The sequence below is a fragment of the Rhodococcus sp. NPDC060084 genome, assembly GCF_042730335.1.
GTDB lineage: Bacteria > Actinomycetota > Actinomycetes > Mycobacteriales > Mycobacteriaceae > Rhodococcus.
This window is the reverse complement of the sequence record NZ_JBHWWX010000002.1, coordinates 1-26,635: the sequence shown is the minus strand read 5'-3', so window position 1 is coordinate 26,635 and position 26,635 is coordinate 1. Positions and strand designations below refer to the sequence as shown.

Sequence of the window (26,635 nt, the reverse complement as noted above, 5' to 3'; positions counted from 1 at the left end):
GTGTCGTCGTGCCGCCCCGCATCGCGACTGTGCCGGGCATACGGTGGATTCATGACCGACACATCCGAACAGTCTTCCCAGCAGTTCCGCATCGAGCACGACACGATGGGTGAAGTCCGGGTTCCGGTGGATGCCCTGTGGCGGGCCCAGACTCAGCGTGCCGTCGAGAACTTCCCGATTTCGGGTCGCGCACTCGAACCGGCGCAGATCCATGCACTGGGCCTGCTCAAGGGCGCGTGCGCCCAGGTCAACAAGGATCTGGGGTTGCTCGATCCCGCGAAGGCCGACGCGATCATCGCCGCCGCGAACGAGATCGCCGCGGGCAAGCACGACGACCAGTTCCCGATCGACGTGTTCCAGACGGGGTCCGGCACCAGTTCGAACATGAACACCAACGAGGTCATCGCGTCCCTGGCGAACCGGGCCGGGGTGGACGTGCACGCCAACGACGACGTCAACATGTCGCAGTCCTCGAACGACACCTTTCCCACTGCGACGCATGTCGCGGCGACCGAAGCGGTCGTGAAGGATCTGATTCCCGCACTCGAACACCTCCGCGCTGCACTGGCCGCGAAATCCGAGGAGTGGCGCACCGTCGTCAAGTCCGGTCGCACGCACCTGATGGATGCCGTGCCCGTGACACTCGGGCAGGAATTCGGCGGCTACGCCCGCCAGATCGAAGCGGGAATCGAGCGACTCGGAGCGACGTTGCCGCGGCTCGGTGAACTGCCCATCGGCGGTACCGCGGTGGGCACCGGCCTCAACGCACCCGAGGACTTCGGTGTACGTGTGGTCGCGGAACTCGTGAAGGCCACGGGCGTCGAGGCGCTCCGGCCCGCACTCGACAGTTTCGAGGCGCAGGCGGCACGCGACGGACTCGTGGAGGCGTCGGGCGCGCTTCGCACGGTCGCGGTGTCACTTACCAAGATCGCGAACGATGTGCGCTGGATGGGGTCCGGCCCGCTGACCGGTCTGGGAGAAATCCGCCTTCCCGATCTGCAGCCGGGCAGTTCCATCATGCCGGGGAAGGTCAATCCGGTTCTCCCGGAAGCGGTTACGCAGGTGGCCGCGCAGGTGGTCGGCAACGATGCCGCAATCGCGTGGGGCGGTGCGGGTGGCGCGTTCGAACTCAACGTCTACATCCCGGTGATGGCCCGCAACCTGCTCGAGTCGATCCGCCTGCTCGCCAACGTCTCCCGGTTGTTCGCCGACCGCTGCATCGAAGGACTCACCGCCAACGTCGAGCGTCTGCGCACCCTCGCCGAGTCGTCACCGTCGATCGTGACGCCGCTCAACTCCGCGATCGGGTACGAGGAGGCCGCGGCCGTGGCGAAGGAGGCACTGAAGGAAGGCAAAACCATCCGCCAAGCCGTGGTGGACCGCGGCCTGATCGGTGAGAGCCTCAGCGAGGAAGAACTCGACCGCCGCCTCGACGTCCTCGCGATGGCGCGCGTCGAACGCGAGAACTGACCCCGCCGGCGCGGGCGCGCGTCATTCCTGGACGACTTCGGTGGCACCGTCGATGTAGGTGATGTAGCCGAACTGGAAATTGCTGCGGAACCCTCCGGGAACGACTTCCTCGTCGCTGATGGGGAAGCCGAGTACGCCGCCCGCGCCGCCGTCTGCCTCCCACGCGACACGGATCTCGCCCCACACGATGTGGGCATCGGTGTCCGGGCTCCAGGCGATGATGCCGCCGTCGAACTCGGCGACGTAGCCGTCACCGACCTCCTCCTGGTTACCGGTCGCATTGCCGAGCGGACTCTCCGCGCCTCCGACCTCCATGTACTTCGCGAGGATCGGTCCGCTGAGTTCGACCTCCTCGCCGTTCGGTCCGGGCACGGCGCTCGACTGGTCGGCGGCCGGTTCGGACGGTTCGCCGGAACCGGTGCTCTCGGCATCCTCGCCGGCGGTGATCGACTCGACCGCGCTTTGCGCCTGCGACCCGACGCTTTCGGCTGCGGATCCGACGGCACTGGTCGCGCTCCCGACCACGTCCGATGCGGAGTTGTCGTCCCCGCAACCGACGGCTACCAGTCCGACGGCAGCAACTGCCGCAGCGATGGACGCACTTCGTCGTGGAATTCTCATGGCGTCGCTCCTCGAAGGCTCGCAGCCCCGATACTCGGCACTGCCGGAAGTTCGGACTCACACCGAGTTCCAGGGTGCCCGATCCCGACGACGAAATTGGCATTTCTGCTGTTTCGCCACGCGAACCCGGATCAGGACTCACTGCGTCTCGCCTGCCGATAGGATTCGCGGCAGCGAAAGAGGCCGACATGCGAGTTTCACGCCGTCATCGTTCGACCATGGCTGTCACCGTCGTGGTGCTCGTCGCCGCCGGCTGCGCATCCACGAGCACCGACAACACCGAGAGCAGCGAATCGCCGTCACCCGGCGCGCAAGCCTCGGCGACGGCAGATCCCACCCGCAACCTGTCACCACCCCAGGTCGCCGGCGTCGACATCCCGGACGGACAGATCGACGACGCGGTCTCCCAGCTCGGAGATCTGGCCCGAGGGCTCATGGACAGTTCCGGCATCCCGGGTATGGCCGTCGCGGTCGTGCACGGCGGCGAGACCGTCTTCGCAGAGGGTTTCGGAGTACGCCGAGCCGGGTCCGACGAACGGGTGGACGCGGAGACCGTCTTCCAACTCGCCTCGATGTCCAAACCGATCGGTTCGACCGTCGTGGCGCACCAGGTCGCCGAAGGCGTGGTCGCCTGGGACACTCCGGTTGTCGAGCACCTCCCGACATTCACCCTCGCCGACCCGTACGTCGGTTCCCATGTCACCGTCGGGGACCTGTATTCGCACCGCTCCGGCCTTCCCGAGCACGCGGGTGACGACCTCGAAGACATCGGCTACGACCGCGCCGACGTGATCGAACGTCTCCGCTATCTGCCGCTGGCGCCGTATCGAATCACCTACGACTACACCAACTTCGGACTCACCGCCGCTGCCGAATCCGTCGCGGTGGCCTCCGGGGAGGGCTGGGCCGACCTGTCGGAGCAAGTTCTCTACGAACCCCTCGGCATGACGTCGACGAGTTCCCGGTTCGCAGACTTCGCGGCGCGGGAGAATCGCGCCACCGGGCACATCCTCGTCGACGGGGAATATGTGGCCCGCGACGTGCGGGTGCCCGACGAGCAGTCCCCCGCCGGCGGAATCAGCTCGTCGGTCGAGGACGTCGCGAAGTGGCTGACCATGCTTCTCGCGAACGGCGAGTACGAGGGTGGACGCATCGCATCGCCCGCGGCGCTGCAAGCAGCGTTCACACCCCAGTCGACGTCGTCGCCACCCGAGACCCCGGACAGCCGGACGGGATCCTACGGTTACGGATTCGATGTCGGCACGAGCTCCTCCGGTCGGGTGACGCTGAGCCATTCGGGAGCATTCGCATCCGGTGCCGCGACCGTGTTCACCGCGATTCCGTCCGCCGACGTCGCGATCGTCGTCCTGACGAACGCCGCCCCCATCGGGGTGCCGGAGATTCTCGCGGCGGAGTTCGCCGACCTGGTGCAGTTCGGGGAGGTCCGCGAGGACTGGTCCGGCCTGTATACCGACGCGCTGTCGTCCTTCGCGGATCCGGTCGGGTCACTCGTCGGTCAGTCGCCACCGGCCGATCCGGAGCCGCCCAAGCCGCTCGCCGACTACACCGGCGTCTACGACAACGAGTACTTCGGCCCGGCACGGATCGAGGAAAACGACGGTGAGCTGGCATTGGTGATCGGCCCCGACGACCGGACGTACCCGTTGACGCACTGGGACGGCGACGTGTTCACTTTCCCGCTCAGCAACGAGAACGCTCCCGACGGCACGATGTCGAAAGCTGTGTTCACACCGGACGACGTCACATTCGAGTACTGGGACACCAACGGCCTGGGCACATTCCGCAAAGGAGACGCATGAGCGAGGACAGCACCACCATCCCGACTTCGGGTAGCTCCATCGTCACGGTCCAGAGTTTCCTCGACGCGCTGGCGTCGGGGGAACTCGACACCGCGACGGATCTGCTCACCGACGACATCGCATGGCACAACACATCCCTCCCGACCGTGCGCGGCCGCAGCCGGGTACGCGGAATGCTCCACGGAATGGCACGTCCGTGGGTCGGGTTCGAGGTCGTGACCCACCACATCGCGACGGACGGGGACGTCGTCCTCACCGAACGGACCGACATCTTCCGATTGGGGCCGGTCGAGATCGGTTTCTGGGTGTGCGGCACCTTCCATCTGCGCGACGGACGGATCGCCGTGTGGGACGACCACTTCTCCCCCGGCAACATGGCGCTGGGAGCACTCCGCGGGCTCGTCCGTGCTGCGACCGGTCGCCGGGCGGTCGCGGCATAGAATTTCTGCGGTCATCGAACCGGTCGGTGACAGGCCGACAAGGAGCAGTGGCATGACCGACGCCGAGTACACCCCGGGGTTCGCAGCGGGACTCGAGATCCGGCGCGAAGTGATGGGAGACGACTTCGTCGAACGGGCCTTCGACCGCGCTCGCGGCACGGACTCGGAGGAGATGCAGGAGTTCGTCACAGAACACGCGTGGGGCGCGGTGTGGTCGCGGCCCGGTCTGGATCGACGTAGCCGCAGCCTGCTCAACCTCGGCATGCTCATCGCCCTGCGCGCGGAGAACGAGTTGCGCGGGCACGTTCGCGGCGCCCTGCGCAACGGTCTGTCCCGCACCGAGATCGTCGAATCGGTCATCCACTGCAGCGCGTACTGCGGCGCTCCCGCGGGATTGGCCGCGATGCGCGTGGTCCAGGAAGTCCTCGAAGCCGAATTGGGCCCGCTGACCGGCACCGACACCGACACCGACACCGGCGAGACCCGATAGCCGGATGCCCCGTTCCCTCGGCAGGAGGAAACGGGGCATCGGGCCGGTCACGCTGTGCGGCGCGCCGCAGGGCCACCGCACGCCGTCTTCACACTCCCGGCGCGAACTCCTCGAGCATGTCGGTCACGAGGGCCGCAATCGGCGACCGCTCGCTGCGCGTCAAGGTGACGTGCGCGAACAGCGGGTGACCCTTGAGCTTTTCGATGACCGCGGCGACACCGTCGTGCCGTCCCACCCGCAGGTTGTCGCGCTGCGCGACGTCGTGGGTGAGCACGACGCGTGATCCCGCCCCCAGCCGCGACAGCACCGTCAGCAGAACGTTGCGTTCGAGGGACTGGGCCTCGTCCACGATCACGAACGAGTCGTGCAGCGACCTGCCGCGGATGTGCGTCAGGGGAAGCACTTCCAGCATGCCGCGGCTGATGACCTCGTCCATCACCGCAGGGCTCGCGAGACCTTCGAGGGTGTCGAACACCGCCTGACCCCACGGGTTCATCTTCTCCGCTTCCGATCCCGGCAGGTACCCCAACTCCTGGCCGCCCACGGCGTACAGCGGCCGGAACACCACCACCTTGCGGTGCGAGCGACGCTCGAGCACCGCGTCGAGGCCTGCGGTCAGCGCGAGCGCGGACTTCCCGGTGCCCGCCTTGCCGCCGAGCGAGACGATGCCGATGGACTCGTCCAACAGCAGGTCCAGCGCGACCCGCTGTTCCGCGGAACGCCCGTGCAACCCGAATGCCTCCCGGTCGCCGCGCACCAACTGGACCCGCTTGTCCGCCGTCACCCTGCCCAGCGCACTCGACGAACCTCCCAGAAGACGAATTCCCGTGTGGCACGGCACGTCCCGAGCCTCATCGAGATCGACGACGCCCTCGGCGAACAACTCGTCGATCACCGTCCGATCCACGTCGAGTTCGGTCATACCGGTCCACCCCGACGGGACGACGTCCTGCGCGCGGTACTCGTCGGCCGTCAGCCCCACGGCACCGGCCTTGACGCGGAGCGGGATGTCCTTGCTGACCAGCGTCACCTCCCGGCCGTCACCCGCCAGATTGAGCGCGCACGCCAGGATCCGCGAATCGTTGGTGTCGGTGCGGAAGCCCGCGGGCAGGACCGCCTGATCGGTGTGGTTGAGCTCGACGTGCAGGGTTCCGCCGGACTCCCCGATGGGAATCGGCTGGTCGAGCCGGCCGTATCGCTGTCGCAGGTCGTCGAGCAGTCGGAGCGATTCGCGGGCGAACCATCCCAGTTCGTGATGGTGACGTTTCCCCTCGAGTTCGCCGATCACGACGAGTGGAAGCACCACCTCGTGCTCGGCGAACCGGGTGACCGCCCAGGGATCGGAAAGCAACACCGATGTGTCCAGCACGTAGGTACGAACGAGGGGTTTCGTCGCTGGGGACGCACTCGGGCGTTCGGAGCGGGGGGAGACGGAGCGTGTTGCGTTCACGTGAGGCTCCTCGGTCTGCACGGCACCGCGGCAGACGTCGTTCGGTGGGCCGGTAGTCCCTGGTGTCGTCACGACCACGAGAGCCTGGTGCCGGCCCCCTCGCTCGGACTGTGTCAGCCACACGATCAGGGACCTCCCGCGTACCCGGCACCTGCGCCGACTACACCCCCGACGCTAAACCCGACACGCCCCCTCCGCCGGGTAGCGGAGGGGGCGTGTCGATGAAAATTACGTTAACGCGGAACCGGTCAGACGAGCTTCCAGTCTTCGAGTCCCTGGTACAGCGGCAGATCCTGCGCGAGCTTGCTCACGCGAGCCCGCAGCGCATCCTTGTCCGCGTCGCCGACGAGCGTCTGCGCGATGATGTCGGCAACCTCGGTGAACTGCGCGTCGCCGAAGCCCCGGGTCGCGAGCGCGGGGGTTCCGATGCGCAGGCCGGACGTGACCATCGGGGGCCGCGGGTCGAACGGCACGGCGTTCCGGTTGACGGTGATGCCGACCTCGTGGAGGAGGTCCTCACCCTGCTGGCCGTCGAGCTGCGAGTTCCGCAGGTCCACGAGCACCAGATGCACGTCGGTGCCTCCGGTGAGCACGGAGATGCCCTTGTCGGCGACGTCGGGCTGCGACAGGCGGTCGGCCAGGATCCGCGCGCCGGACAGGGTGCGCTGCTGGCGGTCCTTGAACTCGTCGCTCGCGGCGATCTTCAAGGAGACGGCCTTCGCGGCGATGGCGTGCATGAGCGGTCCGCCCTGCTGGCCGGGGAACACCGCGGAGTTGAGCTTCTTGGCCCACTCCTTCTTTGCGAGGATCAGGCCCGAGCGCGGACCGCCGAGCGTCTTGTGCACGGTCGTGGAGACGACGTCCGCGTAGGGCACGGGCGACGGGTGCAGGCCTGCGGCGACCAGTCCCGCGAAGTGCGCCATGTCCACCCACAGGTAGGCACCGACTTCGTCGGCGATCGCGCGGAACGCGGCGAAGTCTTCGTGGCGGGGGTAGGCGGACCAGCCGGCGACGATGACCTTCGGCTTTTCGCGCAGGGCGATGTCGCGCACCTCGTCCATGTCGATGCGGTGGTCTTCCTTGCTGACCCCGTAGGACGCGACGTCGTACAGCTTGCCGGAGAAGTTCAGCTTCATGCCGTGCGTGAGGTGACCGCCGTGCGCGAGGTCGAGCCCGAGCAGCTTCTCTCCGGGGGTCATCAGGGCCATGAGCACCGCGGCGTTGGCCTGGGCGCCCGAGTGGGGCTGCACGTTGGCGAATTCCGCACCGAAGAGTTCCTTGGCGCGGTTGCGGGCGAGGTCTTCGATGATGTCGACGTTCTCGCAGCCACCGTAATAGCGCCGGCCGGGGTAGCCCTCGGCGTACTTGTTGGTCAGGACGCTGCCCTGAGCCTGCAGGACGGCGCGCGGCACGAAGTTCTCCGACGCGATCATCTCGAGGGTGTCGCGCTGGCGCGACAACTCCCCTGCCATGGCCTCGGCGACCTCGGGATCGAGGTCGGCGAGTGCGGCGGTGTTCATGTCGTTGCCGGGCACAGCGGTCATCGAGAATTCTCCAAGCGAAGGGCGGCAGGATACGTATTCCAGTCTACGAACCCCGTCGACCCCGCCGGACGGCGGACCCCGGTCGAGACGCAGGTCACCGCAGGCTGCTGGGCACGAGAGGTTCGTCGAGAAGCCGGCGGAACCGCTCGGCACGGTCCGCTCCGGCAGGTGCCCGGTCGAGCCACCCGCCGAGCAGGCGGTATCCCTCGACATACGTACTGATGTAGGCACGCCACAACGGAGAAGACAGGAATCGCAGCGCCTGCCGGGCACGTTGCGGGCTCGACAGCGACCAGCGCTCGAGGAATCCGGCGACCTCGTCGGCGTCGCGTCCACGGTCGTGCAGGAGAAGCGCCGCGTCCTGCCGCACCGACAGCAGGCCCGCCGACGCGTCGTGCAGCTGTTCCGCGAGTTCGCCGTCGAACCGGAGTCCGAGATCGGCGTAGATGTCCTGCGCCCACTTGCCCCAGCCCGGTCCGACGATCGCGTCGAGCGCGAGGTCGGCGAGACCTTCGGCCATCAGGCACTGAGGGGTGTTGACGAGGAACAGCGTCTGCTCGGCCTGGCCGGCCGCGACGAGTCCGGCCTCCTTGCGGCAGTGCTCGGTGTGGTGCCCCGGGTACGACTCGTGGGCGATCAGGTGCGGCAGGTGCGGCATATGTTGCTCGAGGTCGGAGTTGATCGCCACCCGCGATCGGTAGTCGCCGAGGTAGTAGTTGAATCCCGACCACGGCTTGTCACCGACGACCTCGTACTCGACTCGTTCGGTGTCGGGCAGGGGATACACCGCGCGCACCTTCTCGCGCAGCGCACCGGAGAAAGCCTCCACACACTCTGCGAGGCGATCGGCGGGCACCACCTCGGATGCGCGGTGTGCCTGGAGACGTTCGGCCAGCGGCCCCGGGCCGGGGAGAAGGGCGTCGAGGCGCCGGTGCGCGTCGCGATAGTCGTCCTCGTTGCCGGGGGCGATCCGCACGTCGAAGTACGCCTCGACTTCGTCGACGAATCCGATGTCCTCACCTGCGAACTTGCGGGCGGAACACTCCATCGCGCGCAGGTGCACCTCGAGAAATCGGGTGCGCTCCTCCGGCAACGATGCCGACGGAAGTTCCTCGCGCAGACGACGTGCCGTGTGGGATAGGTCACGAGGATCGGGCTGGGGGGCGTTCTCGATCCGCCGGCGCAGTTCCGGATTCCCGGTATACGCATCGACGAATCCCTCCTCGAGGCGGTCGAAAGACAGCCCGAGCAGCAGGTATTCGGTAACGACGTCGTCCGTTCGCATAACGTGCAACCCTAGTCCCCCACTCGTCCTCCGGAGGCGGTCCGGGGCGCACGACGGGACCCCGACGAGGCATCGCGCTGTGTCTGCGAGCACAATTCGTTCCATGGACATGCATCGCCGCTCCTGCTCTGTGGGAGGTGCCGACGAGTCACCCGTCGTCGAGGGACGGTGCCGATGGCTCGCCTGAGCGAACCCAGCCCCTACATCGAGTTCGATCGGAAGCAGTGGCGCACACTGCGGAAGTCGACGCCGCTCGTCCTCACCGAGGACGAATTGATCGGGCTCCGGGGACTCGGCGAGCAGATCGACCTCGCCGAGGTCGCGGAGGTGTATCTGCCCCTCGCCCGCCTGATCCATCTGCAGGTGGCCGCGCGTCAGCGGCTGTTCGCCGCGACCGCCACCTTCCTCGGAGAGAAGCACCCGGACCAGCAGGTGCCCTTCGTGATCGGTGTTGCGGGATCGGTCGCGGTGGGCAAGTCCACCACCGCGCGCGTGCTGCAGGCGCTGCTCGCGCGCTGGGAACACCATCCGCGGGTGGACCTGGTGACCACCGACGGATTCCTGTATTCGTCGAAAGAACTGATGCGGCGCAACATCATGCACCGCAAGGGCTTTCCCGAGAGCTACGACCGGCGCAAACTCCTTCGGTTCGTCACCGAGGTCAAATCCGGTGCCGAGGAAGTCACGGCGCCGATCTACTCACACATCTCGTACGACATCATTCCCGGCCAGTACCACATCGTCCGGCAGCCCGACATCCTCATCATCGAGGGCCTCAACGTGCTGCAGACCGGGCCCCGGCTGATGGTCTCCGACCTCTTCGACTTCTCGATCTATGTCGACGCCCGCCTCGAAGACATCGAACAGTGGTACGTAGAGCGGTTTCTCGCGCTCCGGAAGACGTCGTTCGCCGATCCCCAGGCGCACTTCCACCACTACGCGAACTTCTCCGATCGCGATGCGATCAGCGCCGCGAAAGAGATCTGGCACTCGATCAATCTGCCGAACCTGGTGGAGAACATTCTGCCGACCCGTCCCCGCGCGACACTGGTGCTGCGCAAGGATTCCGACCACTCGATCAACAGGCTGCGACTGCGCAAGCTGTGACGGCCGCGGGCCGCGGACTCAGATGCCGAAACGCCTGTGCCGGGCCGCGTAGTCGCGCAGTGCGCGAAGGAAATCGACGCGCCGGAACTCCGGCCAGTACGCCTCGGTGAACCAGATCTCGGAATAGGCGCTCTGCCACAGCAGGAAGCCCGAGAGGCGCTGCTCCCCCGAGGTGCGGATGACGAGATCGGGATCGGGTTGCCCGGAGGTGTAGAGGTGGTCGTCGACAGCTTCGACGGTCACCGATTCGATGAGGTCGGTGCCGGTGAGACCCTCTGCATTCTTCGTGCGCAGCAGAGACTGCACTGCGTCCACGATCTCCTGCCGGCCGCCGTATCCGACGGCCACGTTGACATGCGTCCCGGTACGCCCGGCGGTACCGGCGGCCGCGTCGCGAAGCCTCTTCGCGTGGTCCTCCGGCAGCAGATCGGGCGCGCCGACGATCTTCACGCTCCAGTTCTGGCCCGGCGCCGAGATCTCCTCGACGACGTCGGCGATGATTTCCAGAAGGACGTCGAGCTCTTCCGGGTCGCGGCGCAGGTTCTCGGTCGAGAGCAGGTAGATCGTCGCCGTGTCGATCCCGGCCGCGTCACACCAGCCGAGTAGTTCGGCGATCTTCTTCGCGCCCTCGCGATGACCGTGGCTGACATCGGTGAACCCGTTCTCCCGTGCCCACCGGCGGTTCCCGTCGCACATCACCGCGACATGACACGGGCGCTGTGCGCCCTCCAGTTGCCTGAGCAACCGGCGCTCGTAGAGTCGGTACAACACGCCTCGAGCGCTCACCCCGTCATCACCACGTGGGTCACATTACGCCCACCCGAGTGACGGGTCGCGGCGGTGGTCACACTGCCGGTCGCGACGCTTCCACAGGCGGTATCGTGACCTCGAACTCGACCTACGGCACCGTAGGTTACCTGCGAGTCGAGAAGGTGGGGCGTCCTCATGACGGCTTTCGGCATCGAAGAACTGCCGGTCAAACCCCGTATGCGGGGATGGATTCACCTGTGGGCTTTCACGATCGCCGTGGTCGCAGGGATCACCCTCGCCCTCGCGTCGGTCTTCCTCGCCGATCGGCCGGACGCGGTGTGGCCGACCGCGATCTACAGCGCGACGGTCTGCGGCGTCTTCGGAGTGAGCGCGCTCTATCACCGGGTCCATTGGACCGATCCCGGCGCGCGCATGTGGATGAAGCGAGCCGACCACTCGATGATCTTCGTCTTCATCGCCGGGAGTTACACGCCGTTCGCCGTGCTGGCGTTGCCCGCCGAGACCGGCCGGACCCTCCTCGTCGTGGTGTGGGCGGGAGCGCTCGCGGGCGTGGCACTGAAGATGCTCTGGCCCACCGCGCCCCGATGGGTCGGCGTTCCCCTCTACCTGCTGCTCGGCTGGGCCATCGTGCCGGTCGCGGGCGACCTGGTCGACGAGGCGGGACTGGTGCCGATGCTGCTCCTGCTGGCAGGCGGTCTGCTCTACAGCGCAGGAGCCGTTCTCTATGCGACGAAATGGCCGGATCCCTGGCCCTCGACGTTCGGGTATCACGAGTTCTTCCATGCCGCGACGGTGCTCGCCGCGCTCTGTCATGCCGTCGCGGTGTGGCTCGTCGTGTTCGGCTGAGCGCTCTCGCTGGGCTCACGTGTCACATCTCACAGCAGGCGCCCCACAAGTCACAGATTTGTACACTCGCGAACGATGTCTATGCCGAACCTGCCCGGCTGGAGCCTGGCCTTCGAACTGACCGAGACCAACCGTGAGTGGCTCATCGAACGCCCGTTGGCGATCGCAAGCTATATCGTCGCGGCGATCGTGCTCCGATTCGTGTTGCACCGCCTGATCGACCGGATGACCAAGCCTCGCGACCCCTCGAAGGGGCCACGGCTCTCGATCCTCAAGCCGCTGCAGCAACGCGCAGGCAAGGCCGTCGGCGACCCGCACGCGCGCGAACGCCGGACGCAGCGCGCGCAGACCATCGGCTCGGTCTTCAAATCGGGTGTGTCGATCATCGTGCTGGTCTGGGCAGTGTTGCAGACGCTCGACAGTCTCGGCTTCAACGTCGCACCGTTCATCGCCTCCGCCGGCATCGCGGGCGTTGCGCTCGGTTTCGGTGCACAGAACCTGGTCCGCGACTTCATCTCCGGAATGTTCATGCTTCTCGAGGACCAGTACGGCGTGGGCGACGTGGTGGACGTGGGCGACGCCGTGGGCACGGTGGAATCGGTGGGTCTGCGTGTGACCACGATCCGCGACATCGACGGCACCCTGTGGTTCTGCCGCAACGGCGAAATCCTCAGGGTCGGCAACATGAGCCAGGGACACGCGGTCGCCGTGGTCGACATCCCGATCGCGCCGACGGCCAACGTGCACCGGGCCTGTCAGGTGGCGCTGCGTGCGGTGCTCGACCGGGTCGAGGGCGACGACATCGTGGCCGACGTGCTCGACAAGCCCGAATTGCTCGGGGTCAACTCTGTGAGCGCCGGTGTCGTGACGCTGCGGCTGACGGTGCGGGTGCGTGCCGGCAAGCAGTGGGGCGTACGTCGCTCGCTCACCCGTGCCGTACTCGAGGCGTTCGATAAGGAGGACATCGACTCGGCGTCGGTGATGCTCACGCCCGCACACACCTGACCGGCGACGCGCGGGTGCGCATCGCCGGCCGGGGTGGGACAACCGGGGTCAGGCGTCGACGGCCTGCTTCCGTGCGGCCGACCGCGCCCGCACGGCGTCGATCACGACGACGCACACAAGCGAGGCCGCACCCCAGATGGCGAAGGTGACGAGGTGGCTTCCGACCGTGTCGCCGCCGAAGTAGAGAATCGACCGGACGGACTCCACGGCGGCCGGCATCGGCAGCACCGCGTGCAGCGTCGTGAAGATCTCCGGCGTCATGTACACCGACAGCGCACCGTTGGACGCGGGGACACCCAGGAACATGAGGATGGCTACCGCCGGGAGCACCGCCAGCAGCCCGAACAGTCGAGCCGGAACCGCGGTGAACAGCGCCGTCGAGAAGATCGCGACGATACCCGTGGCGAACAGCTGCCAGAAGTGGCCGTCGACGGCTCCCACGATCGGGTCGGCAATGACCCAGATGACAGTCGACATGAACACCGACCACCCGGCGGCGATGGGCAGAAGCCGACGCAGGCGCATCGCGGCGGGCTGCGCGCTGCTCGCCACCACGACGAGCATGAACCCGGACATGATCCAGCCCATCGCGACGTAGAGCGTCACCGTCCCCATGGAGTCGGCACCCGGCAGCGGCGCGAGGTTTTCGACGGTGAGCGGCATCTGGGAACCGGCGGCCACCTGACCGAAGACCGTCGTCACGACCTGCTGCTGACTCACACCCGCGGCTTCGTTGGTGACGAGGGTCGCGGTGGGCGACGTCGCGGACGGGAGGACGTAGGCGGCGACGGCCGTCCGGTCCTGGACGGCGGCGCGTGCCGCGTCCACCGAGTCGGATGCCTCCAGGGCGAACAGGCCGGTCATGTTCTCTTCCAGACCCGCAACCACCTGCTCGGCCTGCTCGGTGGTCGCGGCCACCACCGTGACGGGCATGTCGCGCGGAGCCGGCTGGTACATCGCACCCAGCATGAACGAGAGCATCATCACGACCATGCCCAGCGGGAAGAACGCCAGCGTCACATAGCGGACGCGGTTGCTGGCCGGACGCGGTCCGGCGGTCAGCGACGGCAGCGTGATCTCGGGGTCGCCCGCGTCAGGGTTGCGACGACGCTTCAGCGCGTCGACGCCCACGGTCGCGACGAGCGCGAGTAGGGCTCCGACGGCGAGTACCAGCAAGTGACCGCCGAGGCCGTCACCTCCGAAGTACAGGACCGAACGCAGCGCTTCACCGGTGGCCGCGGTCGGCAGGAAACCGTGCAGCGTCGCGTACAGCCCCGGCAGCGCATGCACCGACATGCCCATGTTGGATGCCGGAACGCCGAGGACCATCAGGAACAACATGCCGGCGATGACGGCCATCGGTCCGAGGATGCGGGTGAGGAACAACTGCACCGCACCGACCGCGAAGACGGACAGCCACGAGATGCCCAGGACTGCGGCGGTGTTGCCCTCGACCGCGCCGAGGACCGGGCCGGCCACGAGCCACACGAGGAAGGCGATGAGGGCGGACCATCCCGCCAGCAACGGGACCACACGTCGGATCCGCAGGAGTTCCGGAGAGTTCGACAGCATGACGCTCAACGGCATGTAGCCCGCGAGCATGAGTGCGGTGGCCATGAACATCGCCGCCAGTCCGGCGGTGTCGTGCGCAGGCAGCGGGGCGAGATCCTCCACCACGAGATCGAGGCCCTGTCCCAGCACCGGCGGTGCGAGCAGGCCGCTGACCATGGAGGACTGCGAGGCACCGGCGGCACCGGCCGTGTACACCGTCGCGGTGCCGTTCTCGGCGAGTGCCACCGCGCCCGACACCTCGCGGGCCAGAACGAGATCGCGAGCGGCGTCGGCGCCGGAGACGACACGGACGTCCACAGCGTCGGGGTCGGCGTCCTCGAGGGCGCGAGCGAACTGCTCCGCTTGCTGGGCCGGCCCGGCCACCGCGATCGGCATGTTGTTGGGGGCAGGCGAGTGCATCGCGGCCAGGTAGCCCGTGATCATCATCGAGACCATCACGAACGGCAGCAGGATCATCGCGACGTAGCGGCCGATGTGTTCCTTGCGAGCACGTGCGAGGTCGGCCTCGTCGGCGTCACCTCCCGGCGGGCCGTTCTTCTCGGGCGCGAGTGTGTCGGTCAATTCGTATCTCCTCGGGTGTCCGGGCTGACGCGGCTCCCGGTGTGCTCCAGAAATACGCTGCCCGACTTAAAAAGTTACGCGGCATGTCTTAAACTCGACAAGCCGAACGTTGGTGACCTTCGTCCCATCGGCACTGGGCACACTGGTGACCCGACACAGAAAGGCGGCGGCAACGACCGTGGGCACATACGGCGACCAGGCACGACAGGCGCTCCTCGATTCGGCCGAGGAACTCTTCGCCACGTTCGGAGTGGACGCGGTGTCGAACCGGCGCATCGCCGAGCACGCCGGCAACGCGAACCATTCCGCCGTCAGCTACCACTTCGGCAGTCGCGATGCTCTCGTGCGCGCGACGATGATGCGGTATTCGGAGGACGCGCGACGTCGGCGGCGGGAACTCGTCGAGTTGCTCGGTCCGGAGCCGGGACTACGAGACCTGTTGAGCTGCCTCATCGTTCCGTTGACGGACCAGCTGGCTTCGCTTCCCGCCCCGAGTTGGCGAGCGCGATTTCTCCGGCAACTGCGTACGGTGCCCTCCATGGTCGCGACCGTGGCCGCGAACACCACGGCGGACCCGGACATCGTCCACCTCATCGGCCGGGCGCGCGCGACCGTGTCGGATCTTCCCGCGTCGGTCATCACCGGCCGGTCGTGGCTTCTCGGGCACATGGTGATCGACGCGTGCGCCGAGTACGAAGAACGTCTCGAGCGCGAATCCCTCGAGCCGAACTGGACCGGCTTCGCCTACTTCCTCGTCGACGCGTGCGCGGGCATGCTCGAGGCACCCGTGACCAGCGAAGGCGACTTCCTCGGCTCCCGAGCCGAGTCCACCTGGGCATGACGAGCGCGTCGCGCGTCGTTCACGAGGCCGCGAGTACGTCCAGGAGATCGGGCACCGACGTCACCGGACGGTCGCACACGAACCCCCGGCACACGTAGGCGGTGGGTACGCCGTCGACGAGCGGCCTGTCCACGAGCAGCGGTGACGAGCCCGGATCACCGCCCACGACGATCGCGCCACCGGGTGCGGCGTGCCGTGCGGCCTGCAGGAGGTCGCCGCCGCCGGCGACGGCGATCTGGAGAGGCCCTCGAACGGCCGCCTCCGCCACGGTCAGCCAATGGCCCGCCGACCGGGGGGCACGCTCGAGCAGTATCGACGCGGCGGCCAGGGACGCATGGGCAGCGGTGGCGTACCGGCCGTCACCGTCCTCGAGTGCCGACATCGACAGCAACGCCTCGGCGATCAGCGACGCGCCCGCCGGAGTCGCGCCGTCCATCGGATCTCGCGGCCGCGCGACGAGTGTCGTGGCGTCGTGTGCGGTGTCGAACCAGCTACCCGATTTCTCCTGGTCGGCGAAGGCGGCCAGAGCAGTATCGGCGAGCCCGCGGGCGGGAGCGAGCCAGCTCGCATCGCCGGTTGCCTGGTGCAGCGCGACGAGCGCGGTGACGAATGCTCCGTAATCCTCGAGCACCCCGGCAGGCTCACCCACCACCCCACCGAGCGATGCCCGTCGCAGACGGCCGTCCACCAGGTGCCGGTCCAGCAGCGTCCGGGCGCACGTCGCGGCGGCCTCGATCCACTCGGTGACGCCGAAGGCCACTCCCGCCTCGGCGAGCGCGGTGACGGCGAAACCGTTCCAGACGGTGACGACCTTGTCGTCGCGGGCTGGTTGCGGCCTGGTCTGCCTCGACAGGAACAGCCGTTCGCGCACCCGCGCGAACCGCTCCGCGTCGTCGGGATCGTCGCGCAACTGCAGCACGGAGGTGCCGGCTTCGAAGGTTCCCTCCCGAGTCACGGAGAAGACGTGCGCCGCCCAGGCGCCGTCGTCCGGCCCGAGCACCTCGGCGAGCTGCGCGGGTGCCCACGCGTAGGTGAGGCCTTCGATGCCGTCGGTGTCGGCGTCGAGCGCCGAGGCGAAGCCGCCTTCGGCGGTCAGCAGGTCGCGCAGGAGAAAGGTGGCGGTCTCCTCCGCTACCCGCCGGAAGAGCACCGCACCGGTAACCCGGGCGAGATGGGCGTAGAACCGCAGCAGCAGCGCGTTGTCGTAGAGCATCTTCTCGAAGTGCGGCACCACCCAGCCGGCGTCGACGCTGTAGCGCGCGAATCCGCCCCCGAGCTGGTCGTAGATACCGCCGCGCGCCATCGCCTCCGCGGTACGGGAGACGAGATCGAGCGTGTCGGTGCGGCGCGTGCGCTCGTACCCGCGCAGGAGACCTTCGAGCAGATTCGACGGCGGAAACTTCGGCGCTCCCCCGAATCCGCCGTGTTCGCGGTCCTCGTCACGCGCGACCGCCGACACGGCGGCGTCGAGCAGTGCGGCGTCGACTCTGCCCGCGCCGGGCGGCAGTCCACCGCTGCTGCGCTGCAACTCCCCGACGATCGCGGCCGCGGCCTTTCCGACGTCGTCGCGTCGCTGGTGCCACGTGTCGGTGATCGCGTGGAGCAGCTGCTGGAAGGACGGCATCCCCCCGCGCGGCGTGCTCGGGTAGTAGGTGCCGCAATAGAACGGCGCACCGTCGGGAGTGAGAAAGCACGTCATCGGCCATCCGCCCTGCCCGGTGGTCGCGACGGTCGCGTTCATGTAGATCGCGTCGAGGTCGGGGCGTTCCTCCCGGTCGACCTTGATGCACACGAAGTGCTCGTTCATGACCGCAGCGGTCGCCTCGTCCTCGAAGGACTCGTGCGCCATGACGTGACACCAGTGGCACGCGGCGTAGCCGATGGACAGGAGTATCGGCACGTCGCGCTCACGCGCCTCCGCGAGTGCTGCCTCGCCCCACTCGTGCCAGTCGACCGGGTTACCGGCGTGCTGCCGCAGGTAGGGACTCAGTGAATCCGCAAGGAGATTCGCCATTCCCCCACGTTACGTCGAAGCGCGGGCGACGACGTCAGTTCGACGCGGTGGGAGGCGTGCGCTCCGGATCCGCCGGCGACTCCGTCTTTCCGAGCTCGACGGCGGTGGCTCCCGTCGTGGTGGACGGAGATGCCGCATCGCCGGCCTGCACGACGCCCGGCAGGGTGCCGTCGTCCACCAGCTGGTCGGGCTCGGGATTCTCCGGCTCGAAGGTCTCGGGCAGCTTGCCGAGACGCTTGTTCATGTTCCAGATCAGTAGGGCCGTCGCGATCAGCAGCACCACGACCAGCGCGAGACCGAAAGGCGACGCCTTGCCGAACTCGGGACCGGTCGGGTCCTGTGCCAGGACCGCGACCGCCAGCGTGTCTACCGTCATTTCACCCGTCCGTCCTCGATGCCCGCGAACAGATCCGTCTCGGGAATCTGCGTGACCACGCGGGTCTTGGCCAACTCGAACTCCTCCGTCGGCCAGACCTTCTGCTGGATGTCCAACGGCACCGCGAAGAAGGAGCCGTTGGGATCGATCTGCGTGGCGTGTGCCCGCAGCGCATCGTCACGCTGCGGGAAGTAGTCACCACAGGTTATCTGGGTTGTCACCCGGGCCATGAGGTCGCCCTGCTCGGTCTTCCACCGGCTGAGCCATTCGTCCATCGGGAACTTCTCGCCGCGACGCACGTACTCGTCGCGGAAGAGCTCGATCCGCTTGCGGATGAAGCCGTGCGAGTAGTAGAGCTTGGCCACTTCCCACGGCTCACCGAGTTCGGGATGGAACTCGGGGTCCGCTGCGGCGTCGAACGCGGCGACCGACACCTCGTGGCACCGGATGTGGTCCGGGTGCGGGTAGCCGCCGTTCTCGTCGTAGGTGGTCATCACGTGGGGCCGGAACTCGCGGATTACCTTGACGAGCCTGCGTACCGGTTCGTCGAGCGGGATCGCCGCGAAGCTGCCTTCGGGCACCGGGGGCTTGGGGTCTCCCTCGGGCAGCCCGGAGTCGACGAAGCCGAGCCAGAGTTGCTGAACGCCCAGGATGCGGGCGGCTTCGGCCATCTCCTCGCGTCGCACTTCGCTCATCCGGTCGCGGACGCCCGCGACGTCCATCGCCGGATTGAGGATGTCACCGCGTTCGCCGCCAGTGAGCGTGACGACGAGAACATCGTGACCCTCTGCCGCATAACGCGCCATCGTGGCCGCACCCTTGCTCGACTCGTCATCGGGATGGGCATGCACGGCCATGAGCCGTAGTCCGCTCACGTGTTTTCCTCCACCTCACGTCTTGTGCATGGTCGTGACCGCACCGGCGACCGCCTCGCGGGCCGTTCGGGTCCTTCCCCTATAGTTCCACCTGATAATCCCTCCGTCAGCCGTGACCCCGCGGCACCGCCCGCCCGCCTGCACGGGCTCGAAGGCAAAGTGATGAGCAACACCACCACGACCGACCGTTACCCCTCCGATCGCTACCCCTCGAAGAAGGGGTCGATGCGGGGCAGACGCTGGGGCTTCACCGCGGCGGGTCTCGTCGCGGGCCTGCTGCTCGCGTTCGTGTTGTTCCAGAACAACTCGGCGCCGATCGAGTCGGAGATCGTGGCGTTCGATGTCGTCGACGATCACGCCATCGACGTGCAACTCAAGGTCACCCGCGACGATCCCACGCAAGACGCGGTGTGCGTCATCCGCGCGCGGTCGAAAGACGGCAGCGAGACGGGCCGGCGCGAGGTTCTGATCCCCGCATCCGATTCCCCCACCGTCGTCCTCACGTCGCGGATCACCACCACGCAACGCCCCGGAATGGCCGACGAGTACGGCTGCAGCACGGACGCCCCGGACTACCTGCGCGCGCCCTGAGTTTCATCGCTCTCAGCAGCGGTTTTCCCGGCACCTCACCGCGATGGTGCTAGAATATCGGGATACACGGTTCCACCCATTGGGGCCGTGTATTGCTGCATAGAAGCACAGTGCGGCCCTGCTCACCTGCATACCAGGGGGGATTGCGGGGGTCGTGCTCGTAGTCGTTGCACGTGCACGACTTGTCCACGGAGCCGGGGGCTCCAACCCGAAGGAAGTGATCGAGATGACCGAGACCCAGGTGACCTGGCTGACCCAGGAGTCGTACGACCGACTCAAGGCCGAACTTGACCAGCTCATCGCCAATCGTCCCGTCATCGCGGCCGAGATCAACGAGCGTCGCGAAGAGGGTGACCTCAAGGAGAACGGCGGCTACCACGCGGCGCGCGAAGAGCAAGGCCAGCAGGAAGCCCGCATCCGTCAGCTCCAGGAGTTGCTCAGCGCCGCCAAGGTGGGAGTGGCACCGACTCAGTCCGGTGTCGCACTCCCCGGTTCGGTCGTCACCGTCTACTACGACGGGGACGAGACCGACACGGAAACGTTCCTGATCGCGACGCGCGAAGAAGGCGCCCGCAACGGCGACCTCGAGACCTACTCCCCCGGTTCGCCCATCGGTGGCGCGCTGATCTCGGCCAAGGTCGGCGAGACCCGCGAGTACACGCTGCCCAACGGCAACACCATGAAGGTGACGCTCGTCAGCGCGGAGCCGTACCAGGGCTGATCCCTGAGTCGCACAAAAAGGACCAGGCCGGATTTTCCGGCCTGGTCCTTGTCGTTTCCGGCGAACTGCCGACTCTCAGATGATGCGGCGTGCCTTCATATCCGGGAAGACCGCGCCGACGCGGACGACGTCTCCGGTGGTGGGTGCGTGCACCATCTGTCCTCCACCGATGTAGATCGCCACGTGTCCCGGACCGCCTGCCTGCCAGTTTCCGAACAGCAGGTCGCCCGGCTGCGCGAGTTGGAGCGGAATCTCGGTGCCGACGCGCCACTGCGTCTCGGATGTACGCGGGAGCGTCATTCCGGTCGCCGCGAACACCGCGTGCGACGTCAGTCCCGAGCAGTCGAACCCGCCGCCCGACGGGCCGTGGATGTTGCCGCCGCCCCAGACGTACGGAAGGCCGAGGAACTTGAACGCGAGGTCGACGATGCGATTGCCGGTGTCGGTCGAGCCACCGATCCCCAGCCCCAGGAACGGCGAGAGCATGCGCGCGAAGACCGGTTCCGACGCGCGGATCTTCGCGACGTAGGGCTTGGTCTGATTCTCGTAGTCGGGATGCCCGGACGGCATACCCCCGGATCGGCGCACGGCGCCGACTCCCGCGTTGTAGGCGGCGAGCGTCAAGTCGAGGGTGTCGCCCTGGACGAGTCCGCGCCGCTTCCAGTCGTCGATGAGCTTGTAGTTGTCGCAGAGCAGGTTGCCCGAGGCCATCACGGGATCGGCGATGCCGAGAATGTCGGCTCTGCCGTCGCCGTCGACATCTTTGCCGTATTGATCCCAGGTTCCGGGCATGAACTGCCCGGGCCCCTTGGCGCCCACCGGTGAGACGGGTGCGGTGGACCCGTACCGGAATCCGTTCTCCGCAGAGTAGAGCGCGGCCAGCACCGGTGCGGTGACACCGTCACAGAGCGCCCCGGCCTTCTTCAGCCACGGAGCGAATACCGCGACCGCGCCGATCGGGGCGAGCGTCGTGCCGGGGAGGGTCGCCGGCATCGACGGGAGGGTGACCCCGCCGCCACCTCCGGGAGCCGCGGATCCCGTGCCCGGACCGGGATTCGGCGCGAGAGGCGGAGGCGGAAGGGACGGTGTCACTCCGAACGGCGTCGGCCGAGCGGCAGGCGGTGCCGGTACGAGTGGCGGCGCGGGTTCCAGTGCGGCTGCCGCCTCGGCGGGAAGGTGCGGCTCGATGGCCTCCGCGACCGACTGCGTTGCGTCTGCGACGGCCTGTTGCGCACTCTCCTGCACCGGCTCGGGCAGCGCGGCCACCAAGTCCTGAACACCTGTATCCGTTGCCGGAGCCGCAGCTTCGAAAGACTCGATTACCTGTGTGGCCTGGTCCTTTACTTCCGCTGGTATGTCGGCTCCCTGCACGAGTGCGCTTGCTGCCGTGGCCACCGCCACGATGACCGCAGACGGGTCGACTGACATCCACAACCCCCACATCCCGATGACCGAACACCCTCACCGTACTTGTGACGCCCGTCACCGGTACGAATACTGCTACTTCATATCACATATATTCGAGAACAGGTTTCAGTTTTGGGGCTGGTGAGATCACTGGGACGGGAGCGCTGAAAGTTACTCGTCCACGGAGGCGAAAAAGTCGGCCGCGTCGGCCCCGGTGAGGGCCTCGACGAGGTCCACCGCGTCCACCGGATCGTCGCCGAGCATCTCGAGCAGCACCTCGCGCTGCTCTTCCGTGACCACCTCCGCGCCGCCCGGCATCACGTGCAACTCGCCGGCAGGAAGGACCCGCGCGCACAGCAGCGTCCCGGCCGGGAGTTCGCCCGTGATCGTCGGCACGTGGACCTCGGTTACGGTGTCGCTCCGGGCATCTCGCAAGGCCATGCCCTCGCCTGGACGGACGTCGAGCACCTCGAACACCGACCGCGCGACACCGGTCCATCGCCGCGCCAGCTCCGCCTCGTCCTCGGGAAGAAGCACACCCCGGCGCTCGACGAAGTCCGCGAAAGCTCCCGCCTCGTGGAGGAGTACGTCGTCGACCAACGGGTCGTGGACGGCATCGGCGACCGCGTCGTCGTCTCCGTATCCGGCGCGCGCCTCCGCCAGCGCGACCCGCTCGTCGGCCCACGACGGATCGAGCGCGTGCATGGTCGCCTTGACGTACAGCCATTCCGCCCGCTCCGAGAGCGGATGATCCGCCTTGCCGAGATGGCACACCTTGTACTTCCGGCCCGACCCGCACCAGCACCGGTCGTTGCGCCCCAGGCCTGGTCGCTCGACAGGCTGAAAGTGCTGGAGCACGTCGTAGAGCGGATGCTCGTCCCCGCCCGGAATCCGGGAGAGCAGCGACAGGCCGCGTACCGCGTCCCCCCGATCCGACGCATAGCGAGCCAGATCGAACAACGCGAGGTCGAACTCGCCACCCTCGTCGGCGGACTTCTCGTACAGTCGCTCGGCGTCCGTGATCCGGCCGTCGGCCTCGGCCGCACGCGCGGCGAACCAGTACGCGGCAGCGGCCGATCGGCGGGGCGCATGATCGAGCAGCCACAACGCGGCTTGTTCGATGGACGCGGGAGCGAACTCCTCGCCGATCAACTCGTCCAGTACGGTCTCGGCGATCTCGGGGTCTGCCAGGACCGCGAACAAACCGGATTTGCCCTCTGCGAAACGTTCTTCGAGATCGGCATCGTCACCGGAGTCGATCGCGTCGACGAGCGATGCGAACAGAGCGACACCCGGGACCGCGTCGACGGGGATACCGAGCTGGTCGGCGTACTCGTCGAACATCGTCCTGCTGATGTACCCCTCGAAATCGAACCCTTCGGGAGCAACGAGGTCACCCGACCGCTCCAGACCGGCCGCTTCGATCGCCTCGGTCAACGGCGGGGCCGGTTCGGTGAACGCCGACGGGGTGTCGGCCAGTATCTGGAGAAGCTCGTCGTCGAGACTCGCGGCGGCGCCGTCGGCGCTCCGGCGTCCGAGGACGGCGAGCAGAGCGGGCACGGGAGTGGGATCGGCGACAACCGGCACCAGCGAGAGCCTGCCACCACCGGCGGTGAGCGCCACGAGATCACCCGGGGACCGGCCCGCGAACGTCCCACGCGGAAACAGCAGGACTTCCGGCGGCAGCGGATCGTCGTAGGTCACGCCGCGCTCGGCGAGGCGGTCGCGTTGCTCGTCCACCGCGACGAGTTCGAAGTCGTCGTGCTCGGAGACGAGCAGCAGCAACGGTTCGACGTCGTCGACAGCGATGAGGTCACGGGTGATCTCGTCGGCCGAGAGCCGATGAGTGAAGACACGTCCTTCGAACAACGCATCGAGAGCCGCGAACCGGCCGTCGGGCAGAGACAGGACGAGGGGATGCGGGGGTAGCTCCTCGAGGTCCTGAACCAGGGCGTCGGCCTGGCCCAGACCCGCATCCTCGAGGTGCTCGGCCAGCTCTTCGGTAGCGAGGGGACCGTTCATCCTCAGTACCTCGAGAGCGGCGTGCATCAGGGCGTCTTCGGGGGCTGCACTGTCCGTCACGTTCGTGATCGTACGGGGTCGGCCACCTGGTCGGCGCCACGTCGGTATCGACGGCGAAAGGCGCCCCGAAGGGCGCCTTTCGTCGTGGTGATGCCGGGAGAAGCAGGATCAGCCGAGAGCCTGCTCGACGTCGGCCAGCAGGTCGGCGGCGTCTTCGATACCGACCGAGAGACGGACGAGATCGTCCGGAACCTCGAGCGCGGAACCGGCGGTCGACGCATGCGTCATCGCACCCGGGTGCTCGATGAGCGATTCCACCCCGCCGAGCGACTCGGCGAGCGTGAAGATCTCGGTGCGCTTGCAGAAGTCCAGGGCCGCCTGTCGGCCGCCGGCGAGTCGTACGGAGATCATGCCGCCGAAACGGCGCATCTGAGCGGCCGCGTACTCGTGACCCGGATGGTCGTCGAGACCGGGGTAGAGCACCTTGGTGACGGACTTGTGACCCGACAGCAGTTCGACGATCTTCTCCGCGTTGTCGCAGTGCCGCTCCATGCGGACGGCAAGGGTCTTGATGCCCCGCAGGGTCAGGAAGGCGTCGAACGGACCGGGCACCGCGCCCGCACCGTTCTGCAGGAATGCGAACGCGGTGTCGAGTTCCTCGTCGTTCGTGACCAGGGCGCCGCCGACCACATCGGAGTGACCGCCGATGTACTTGGTGGTCGAGTGGAGCACGACGTCGGCACCGAGCGTGAGCGGCTGCTGCAGGTACGGCGAGGCGAAGGTGTTGTCCACGACGAGCTTGGCGCCGCCCTCGTGTGCGACGCCGGCGAGAGCCTCGATGTCACCGATGTTGAGCAACGGGTTGGTCGGGGTCTCGAGCCACACCAGCTTCGTCTCGGGACGGAGTGCGGCCCGGACGCCGTCCGCGTCGTTGACGGAGACCGGCGTGTACTCGATGCCCCACTGCGTGAACACCTTGTCGATGAGCCGGAACGTGCCACCGTAGGCGTCGTTCGGGATCACGAGGTGGTCGCCGGGGCGCAGCACCGACCGCAGGAGGCAGTCGGTGGCGGCCATACCCGAGCCGAAAGCCCGCCCGTACGTGCCGCTTTCGAGCGCCGCCAGATTGGCTTCGAGGGGACGGCGGGTGGGGTTACCGGTGCGCGCGTACTCGAAACCGTTCCGCATCTCGCCGACGCCGTCCTGCGCGAAGGTCGACGACGCGTAGATGGGGACGTTGACGGCACCGGTCTGCGGGTCGGGTTCGAAGCCCGCATGGATGGCGCGGGTGGCGAAACCGTGCTGATTCTGATCGGTCATGAAGTATCTGTGTCCTATCGGCCTTGGGAGATGAATCCGAGGAGGTCGTGCCGCGTGATGACGCCGACGGGCTTGCCGTCGTCGATGACCATGAGCGCATCGGTGTCGCCGAACGCCTTCGTCGCGTCGGCAACGGACTCGCCGACGCCGATGTTGGGCAGCGGCGCACTCATGTGCTTCGCGACCGGGTCGGCGAGGTTCGCACGACCTTCGAAGACGGCGCTGAGCAATTCCCGCTCGCTGACGGACCCGGCGACCTCACCGGCGGTGACGGGCGGCTCCGCGCCGACGACGGGCATCTGGGACACGCCGTACTCACGGAGGATCTCGATCGCGTCGCGGACCGTCTCGGAGGGATGGGTGTGCACGAGATCGGGCAGGTCACCGGACTTGCCCCGCAGCACGTCGCCGACGGTGGAGGCGTCGGGCTTGCCGTCGAGCGGCGCGCGCAGGAAGCCGTAGCTGGCCATCCACTTGTCGTTGAAGATCTTCGCCAGGTAACCGCGACCGCCGTCGGGCAGCAGCACGACCACCACCGCGTCGGGGCCTTCCCGCTCGGCGACCTGCAGCGCGGCGACCATGGCCATGCCGCACGAGCCACCGACGAGCAGACCCTCTTCCCGGGCGAGCCGGCGAGTCATCTCGAACGAGTCCGCGTCGGAGACGGCGATGATCTCGTCGGGGATGGACGCGTCGTACGCGCTGGGCCAGAAGTCTTCGCCCACGCCCTCGACGAGGTAGGGGCGGCCGGTTCCGCCCGAGTACACCGAGCCCTCGGGGTCGACGCCGACGACCTTGACCTTGCCGTCCGAGACCTCTTTGAGGTAGCGGCCCGCACCGGAGATGGTGCCACCGGTACCGACGCCCGCGACGAAGTGCGTGATCTTGCCGGCGGTGTCGGCCCAGATCTCGGGGCCGGTGCTCTCGTAGTGGCTTTCCGGGCCGGCGGGGTTGGAGTACTGGTTGGGCTTCCAGCCTCCCGGCAGTTCGGCGGCGAGCCGGTCGGAGACGTTGTAGTAGCTGTCGGGATGCTCCGGCGGCACAGCGGTCGGGCACACGACCACTTCTGCGCCGTACGCGCGGAGCACGTTGCGCTTCTCCTCGCCTACCTTGTCGGGGCACACGAACACGCATTTGTATCCGCGCTGCTGGGCGACGAGGGCAAGGCCGATGCCGGTGTTACCGGAGGTGGGCTCGACGATGGTGCCGCCCGGCTTCAGTTCGCCCGAGGCTTCGGCAGCGTCGATCATCTTCACCGCGATGCGGTCCTTGGAGCTACCGCCGGGGTTGAGGTATTCGACTTTCGCTGCCACCAGGCCGGACCCCGGTTTCACCACGGAGTTGAGTTTGACGAGTGGGGTGTTTCCGATGAGGTCGACGACCGAATCCGCAATGCGCATGTCCCCATGATCCCACGACCGCCTCCGGCGCTGCGGGGACGGTCGCGGGGATGCTCGATACGAACGAAGGCCCCGGGCGCATCGCC

23 protein-coding genes are annotated in these 26,635 nt (G+C 67.6%); 10 read left to right on the top strand and 13 right to left on the bottom strand.

The features are described 5' to 3' along the window. Nucleotides 1-51 precede the first annotated feature (51 nt). The gene (locus tag ACFWBU_RS01600; RefSeq protein ID WP_296549466.1) at nt 52-1,470 is read left to right on the top strand and encodes a class II fumarate hydratase; all 1,419 of its coding nucleotides are present in this window, start codon (nt 52-54) and stop codon (nt 1,468-1,470) included. A gap of 21 nt (nt 1,471-1,491) precedes the next feature. Here the strand turns inward: ACFWBU_RS01600 and ACFWBU_RS01595 are convergent, their stop codons facing one another. Next, entirely contained in the window at nt 1,492-2,091 is a 600-nt protein-coding gene (locus tag ACFWBU_RS01595; RefSeq protein WP_169621547.1) for an LGFP repeat-containing protein, read from the bottom strand. 188 nt (nt 2,092-2,279) lie between these two features. Here ACFWBU_RS01595 and ACFWBU_RS01590 point away from each other — a divergent pair, with 188 nt between their 5' ends. From ACFWBU_RS01590 to ACFWBU_RS01580, 3 genes are read left to right on the top strand one after another with little or no spacing between them, the layout of a single operon-like run. Beyond that, entirely contained in the window at nt 2,280-3,911 is a 1,632-nt protein-coding gene (locus ACFWBU_RS01590; RefSeq protein ID WP_169652502.1) for a serine hydrolase, read from the top strand. Next, nucleotides 3,908-4,351 (top strand): limonene-1,2-epoxide hydrolase family protein, encoded by a 444-nt coding sequence (locus tag ACFWBU_RS01585; RefSeq protein ID WP_378527263.1) that lies wholly within the window; start codon nt 3,908-3,910, stop codon nt 4,349-4,351. Before ACFWBU_RS01590 ends, ACFWBU_RS01585 begins: the two co-directional genes overlap by 4 nt. Before the next feature lie 52 nt (nt 4,352-4,403). Continuing rightward, the gene (locus ACFWBU_RS01580) at nt 4,404-4,841 is read left to right on the top strand and encodes a carboxymuconolactone decarboxylase family protein (RefSeq protein WP_378527262.1); all 438 of its coding nucleotides are present in this window, start codon (nt 4,404-4,406) and stop codon (nt 4,839-4,841) included. An 88-nt stretch (nt 4,842-4,929) separates the two neighbouring features. Here the strand turns inward: ACFWBU_RS01580 and ACFWBU_RS01575 are convergent, their stop codons facing one another. The 3 genes from ACFWBU_RS01575 to ACFWBU_RS01565 form a co-directional block, all read right to left on the bottom strand. Beyond that, nucleotides 4,930-6,291, bottom strand: coding sequence for a PhoH family protein (locus tag ACFWBU_RS01575; RefSeq protein ID WP_378527261.1), 1,362 nt, complete (start codon nt 6,289-6,291; stop codon nt 4,930-4,932). Nucleotides 6,292-6,539: 248 nt separating this feature from the next. After that, nucleotides 6,540-7,835, bottom strand: coding sequence for a serine hydroxymethyltransferase (glyA, locus tag ACFWBU_RS01570; protein ID WP_378527260.1), 1,296 nt, complete (start codon nt 7,833-7,835; stop codon nt 6,540-6,542). A gap of 94 nt (nt 7,836-7,929) precedes the next feature. Further along, entirely contained in the window at nt 7,930-9,120 is a 1,191-nt protein-coding gene (locus ACFWBU_RS01565) for a DUF885 domain-containing protein (RefSeq protein ID WP_378527259.1), read from the bottom strand. A 174-nt stretch (nt 9,121-9,294) separates the two neighbouring features. Here ACFWBU_RS01565 and coaA point away from each other — a divergent pair, with 174 nt between their 5' ends. Then, nucleotides 9,295-10,227 carry a type I pantothenate kinase gene (coaA, locus tag ACFWBU_RS01560; RefSeq protein WP_169621542.1) on the top strand — a complete coding sequence of 311 codons (933 nt, stop codon included), beginning with the start codon at nt 9,295-9,297 and terminating at the stop codon, nt 10,225-10,227. 18 nt (nt 10,228-10,245) lie between these two features. Here coaA and ACFWBU_RS01555 read toward each other — a convergent pair whose 3' ends face one another. Further along, nucleotides 10,246-11,013, bottom strand: a complete 768-nt coding sequence (locus ACFWBU_RS01555; RefSeq protein WP_378527258.1) for an isoprenyl transferase — start codon at nt 11,011-11,013, stop codon at nt 10,246-10,248. A gap of 159 nt (nt 11,014-11,172) precedes the next feature. Between ACFWBU_RS01555 and ACFWBU_RS01550 the strand changes: the two genes are divergently transcribed. Both ACFWBU_RS01550 and ACFWBU_RS01545 read left to right on the top strand, forming a co-directional pair. Beyond that, nucleotides 11,173-11,844: a hemolysin III family protein gene (locus ACFWBU_RS01550; RefSeq protein WP_378527257.1), complete on the top strand. Its 672-nt coding sequence runs from the start codon at nt 11,173-11,175 to the stop codon at nt 11,842-11,844. 75 nt (nt 11,845-11,919) lie between these two features. After that, nucleotides 11,920-12,849, top strand: coding sequence for a mechanosensitive ion channel family protein (locus ACFWBU_RS01545; RefSeq protein WP_169652507.1), 930 nt, complete (start codon nt 11,920-11,922; stop codon nt 12,847-12,849). A 48-nt stretch (nt 12,850-12,897) separates the two neighbouring features. Here the strand turns inward: ACFWBU_RS01545 and ACFWBU_RS01540 are convergent, their stop codons facing one another. Then, on the bottom strand, nt 12,898-14,982 hold the full coding sequence (locus ACFWBU_RS01540) for an ABC transporter permease (protein WP_378527256.1): 2,085 nt from the start codon (nt 14,980-14,982) through the stop codon (nt 12,898-12,900). Between the two features lie 145 nt (nt 14,983-15,127). Here ACFWBU_RS01540 and ACFWBU_RS01535 point away from each other — a divergent pair, with 145 nt between their 5' ends. Continuing rightward, nucleotides 15,128-15,823 (top strand): TetR/AcrR family transcriptional regulator, encoded by a 696-nt coding sequence (locus tag ACFWBU_RS01535; protein WP_378527255.1) that lies wholly within the window; start codon nt 15,128-15,130, stop codon nt 15,821-15,823. Nucleotides 15,824-15,842: 19 nt separating this feature from the next. Here the strand turns inward: ACFWBU_RS01535 and ACFWBU_RS01530 are convergent, their stop codons facing one another. The 3 genes from ACFWBU_RS01530 to mca are packed head-to-tail and all read right to left on the bottom strand — an operon-like array spanning nt 15,843 to nt 19,070. Continuing rightward, complete coding sequence (locus tag ACFWBU_RS01530; RefSeq protein WP_378527254.1) at nt 15,843-17,837, bottom strand: thioredoxin domain-containing protein; 1,995 nt, start codon at nt 17,835-17,837, stop codon at nt 15,843-15,845. 34 nt (nt 17,838-17,871) lie between these two features. Next, nucleotides 17,872-18,213, bottom strand: coding sequence for a hypothetical protein (locus tag ACFWBU_RS01525; RefSeq protein WP_240955116.1), 342 nt, complete (start codon nt 18,211-18,213; stop codon nt 17,872-17,874). Beyond that, complete coding sequence (gene mca, locus ACFWBU_RS01520; protein ID WP_169621707.1) at nt 18,210-19,070, bottom strand: mycothiol conjugate amidase Mca; 861 nt, start codon at nt 19,068-19,070, stop codon at nt 18,210-18,212. Before mca ends, ACFWBU_RS01525 begins: the two co-directional genes overlap by 4 nt. A 180-nt stretch (nt 19,071-19,250) precedes the next feature. Here mca and ACFWBU_RS01515 point away from each other — a divergent pair, with 180 nt between their 5' ends. Both ACFWBU_RS01515 and greA read left to right on the top strand, forming a co-directional pair. Further along, a complete protein-coding gene (locus tag ACFWBU_RS01515) occupies nt 19,251-19,679 on the top strand; it encodes a DUF4307 domain-containing protein (protein ID WP_169621536.1) in 429 nt (142 codons plus the stop codon). Nucleotides 19,680-19,905: 226 nt separating this feature from the next. After that, a complete protein-coding gene (gene greA, locus ACFWBU_RS01510; RefSeq protein ID WP_072700355.1) occupies nt 19,906-20,400 on the top strand; it encodes a transcription elongation factor GreA in 495 nt (164 codons plus the stop codon). 75 nt (nt 20,401-20,475) lie between these two features. Here greA and ACFWBU_RS01505 read toward each other — a convergent pair whose 3' ends face one another. From ACFWBU_RS01505 to ACFWBU_RS01490, 4 genes are all read right to left on the bottom strand, one after another. Further along, complete coding sequence (locus ACFWBU_RS01505) at nt 20,476-21,828, bottom strand: NlpC/P60 family protein (protein ID WP_378527252.1); 1,353 nt, start codon at nt 21,826-21,828, stop codon at nt 20,476-20,478. A gap of 150 nt (nt 21,829-21,978) precedes the next feature. After that, on the bottom strand, nt 21,979-23,889 hold the full coding sequence (locus ACFWBU_RS01500) for an SEC-C domain-containing protein (protein WP_378527250.1): 1,911 nt from the start codon (nt 23,887-23,889) through the stop codon (nt 21,979-21,981). 108 nt (nt 23,890-23,997) lie between these two features. After that, entirely contained in the window at nt 23,998-25,149 is a 1,152-nt protein-coding gene (locus ACFWBU_RS01495; RefSeq protein ID WP_169621534.1) for a cystathionine gamma-synthase, read from the bottom strand. A 14-nt stretch (nt 25,150-25,163) separates the two neighbouring features. After that, nucleotides 25,164-26,549: a cystathionine beta-synthase gene (locus ACFWBU_RS01490; protein WP_378527249.1), complete on the bottom strand. Its 1,386-nt coding sequence runs from the start codon at nt 26,547-26,549 to the stop codon at nt 25,164-25,166. Nucleotides 26,550-26,635: the final 86 nt, after the last annotated feature.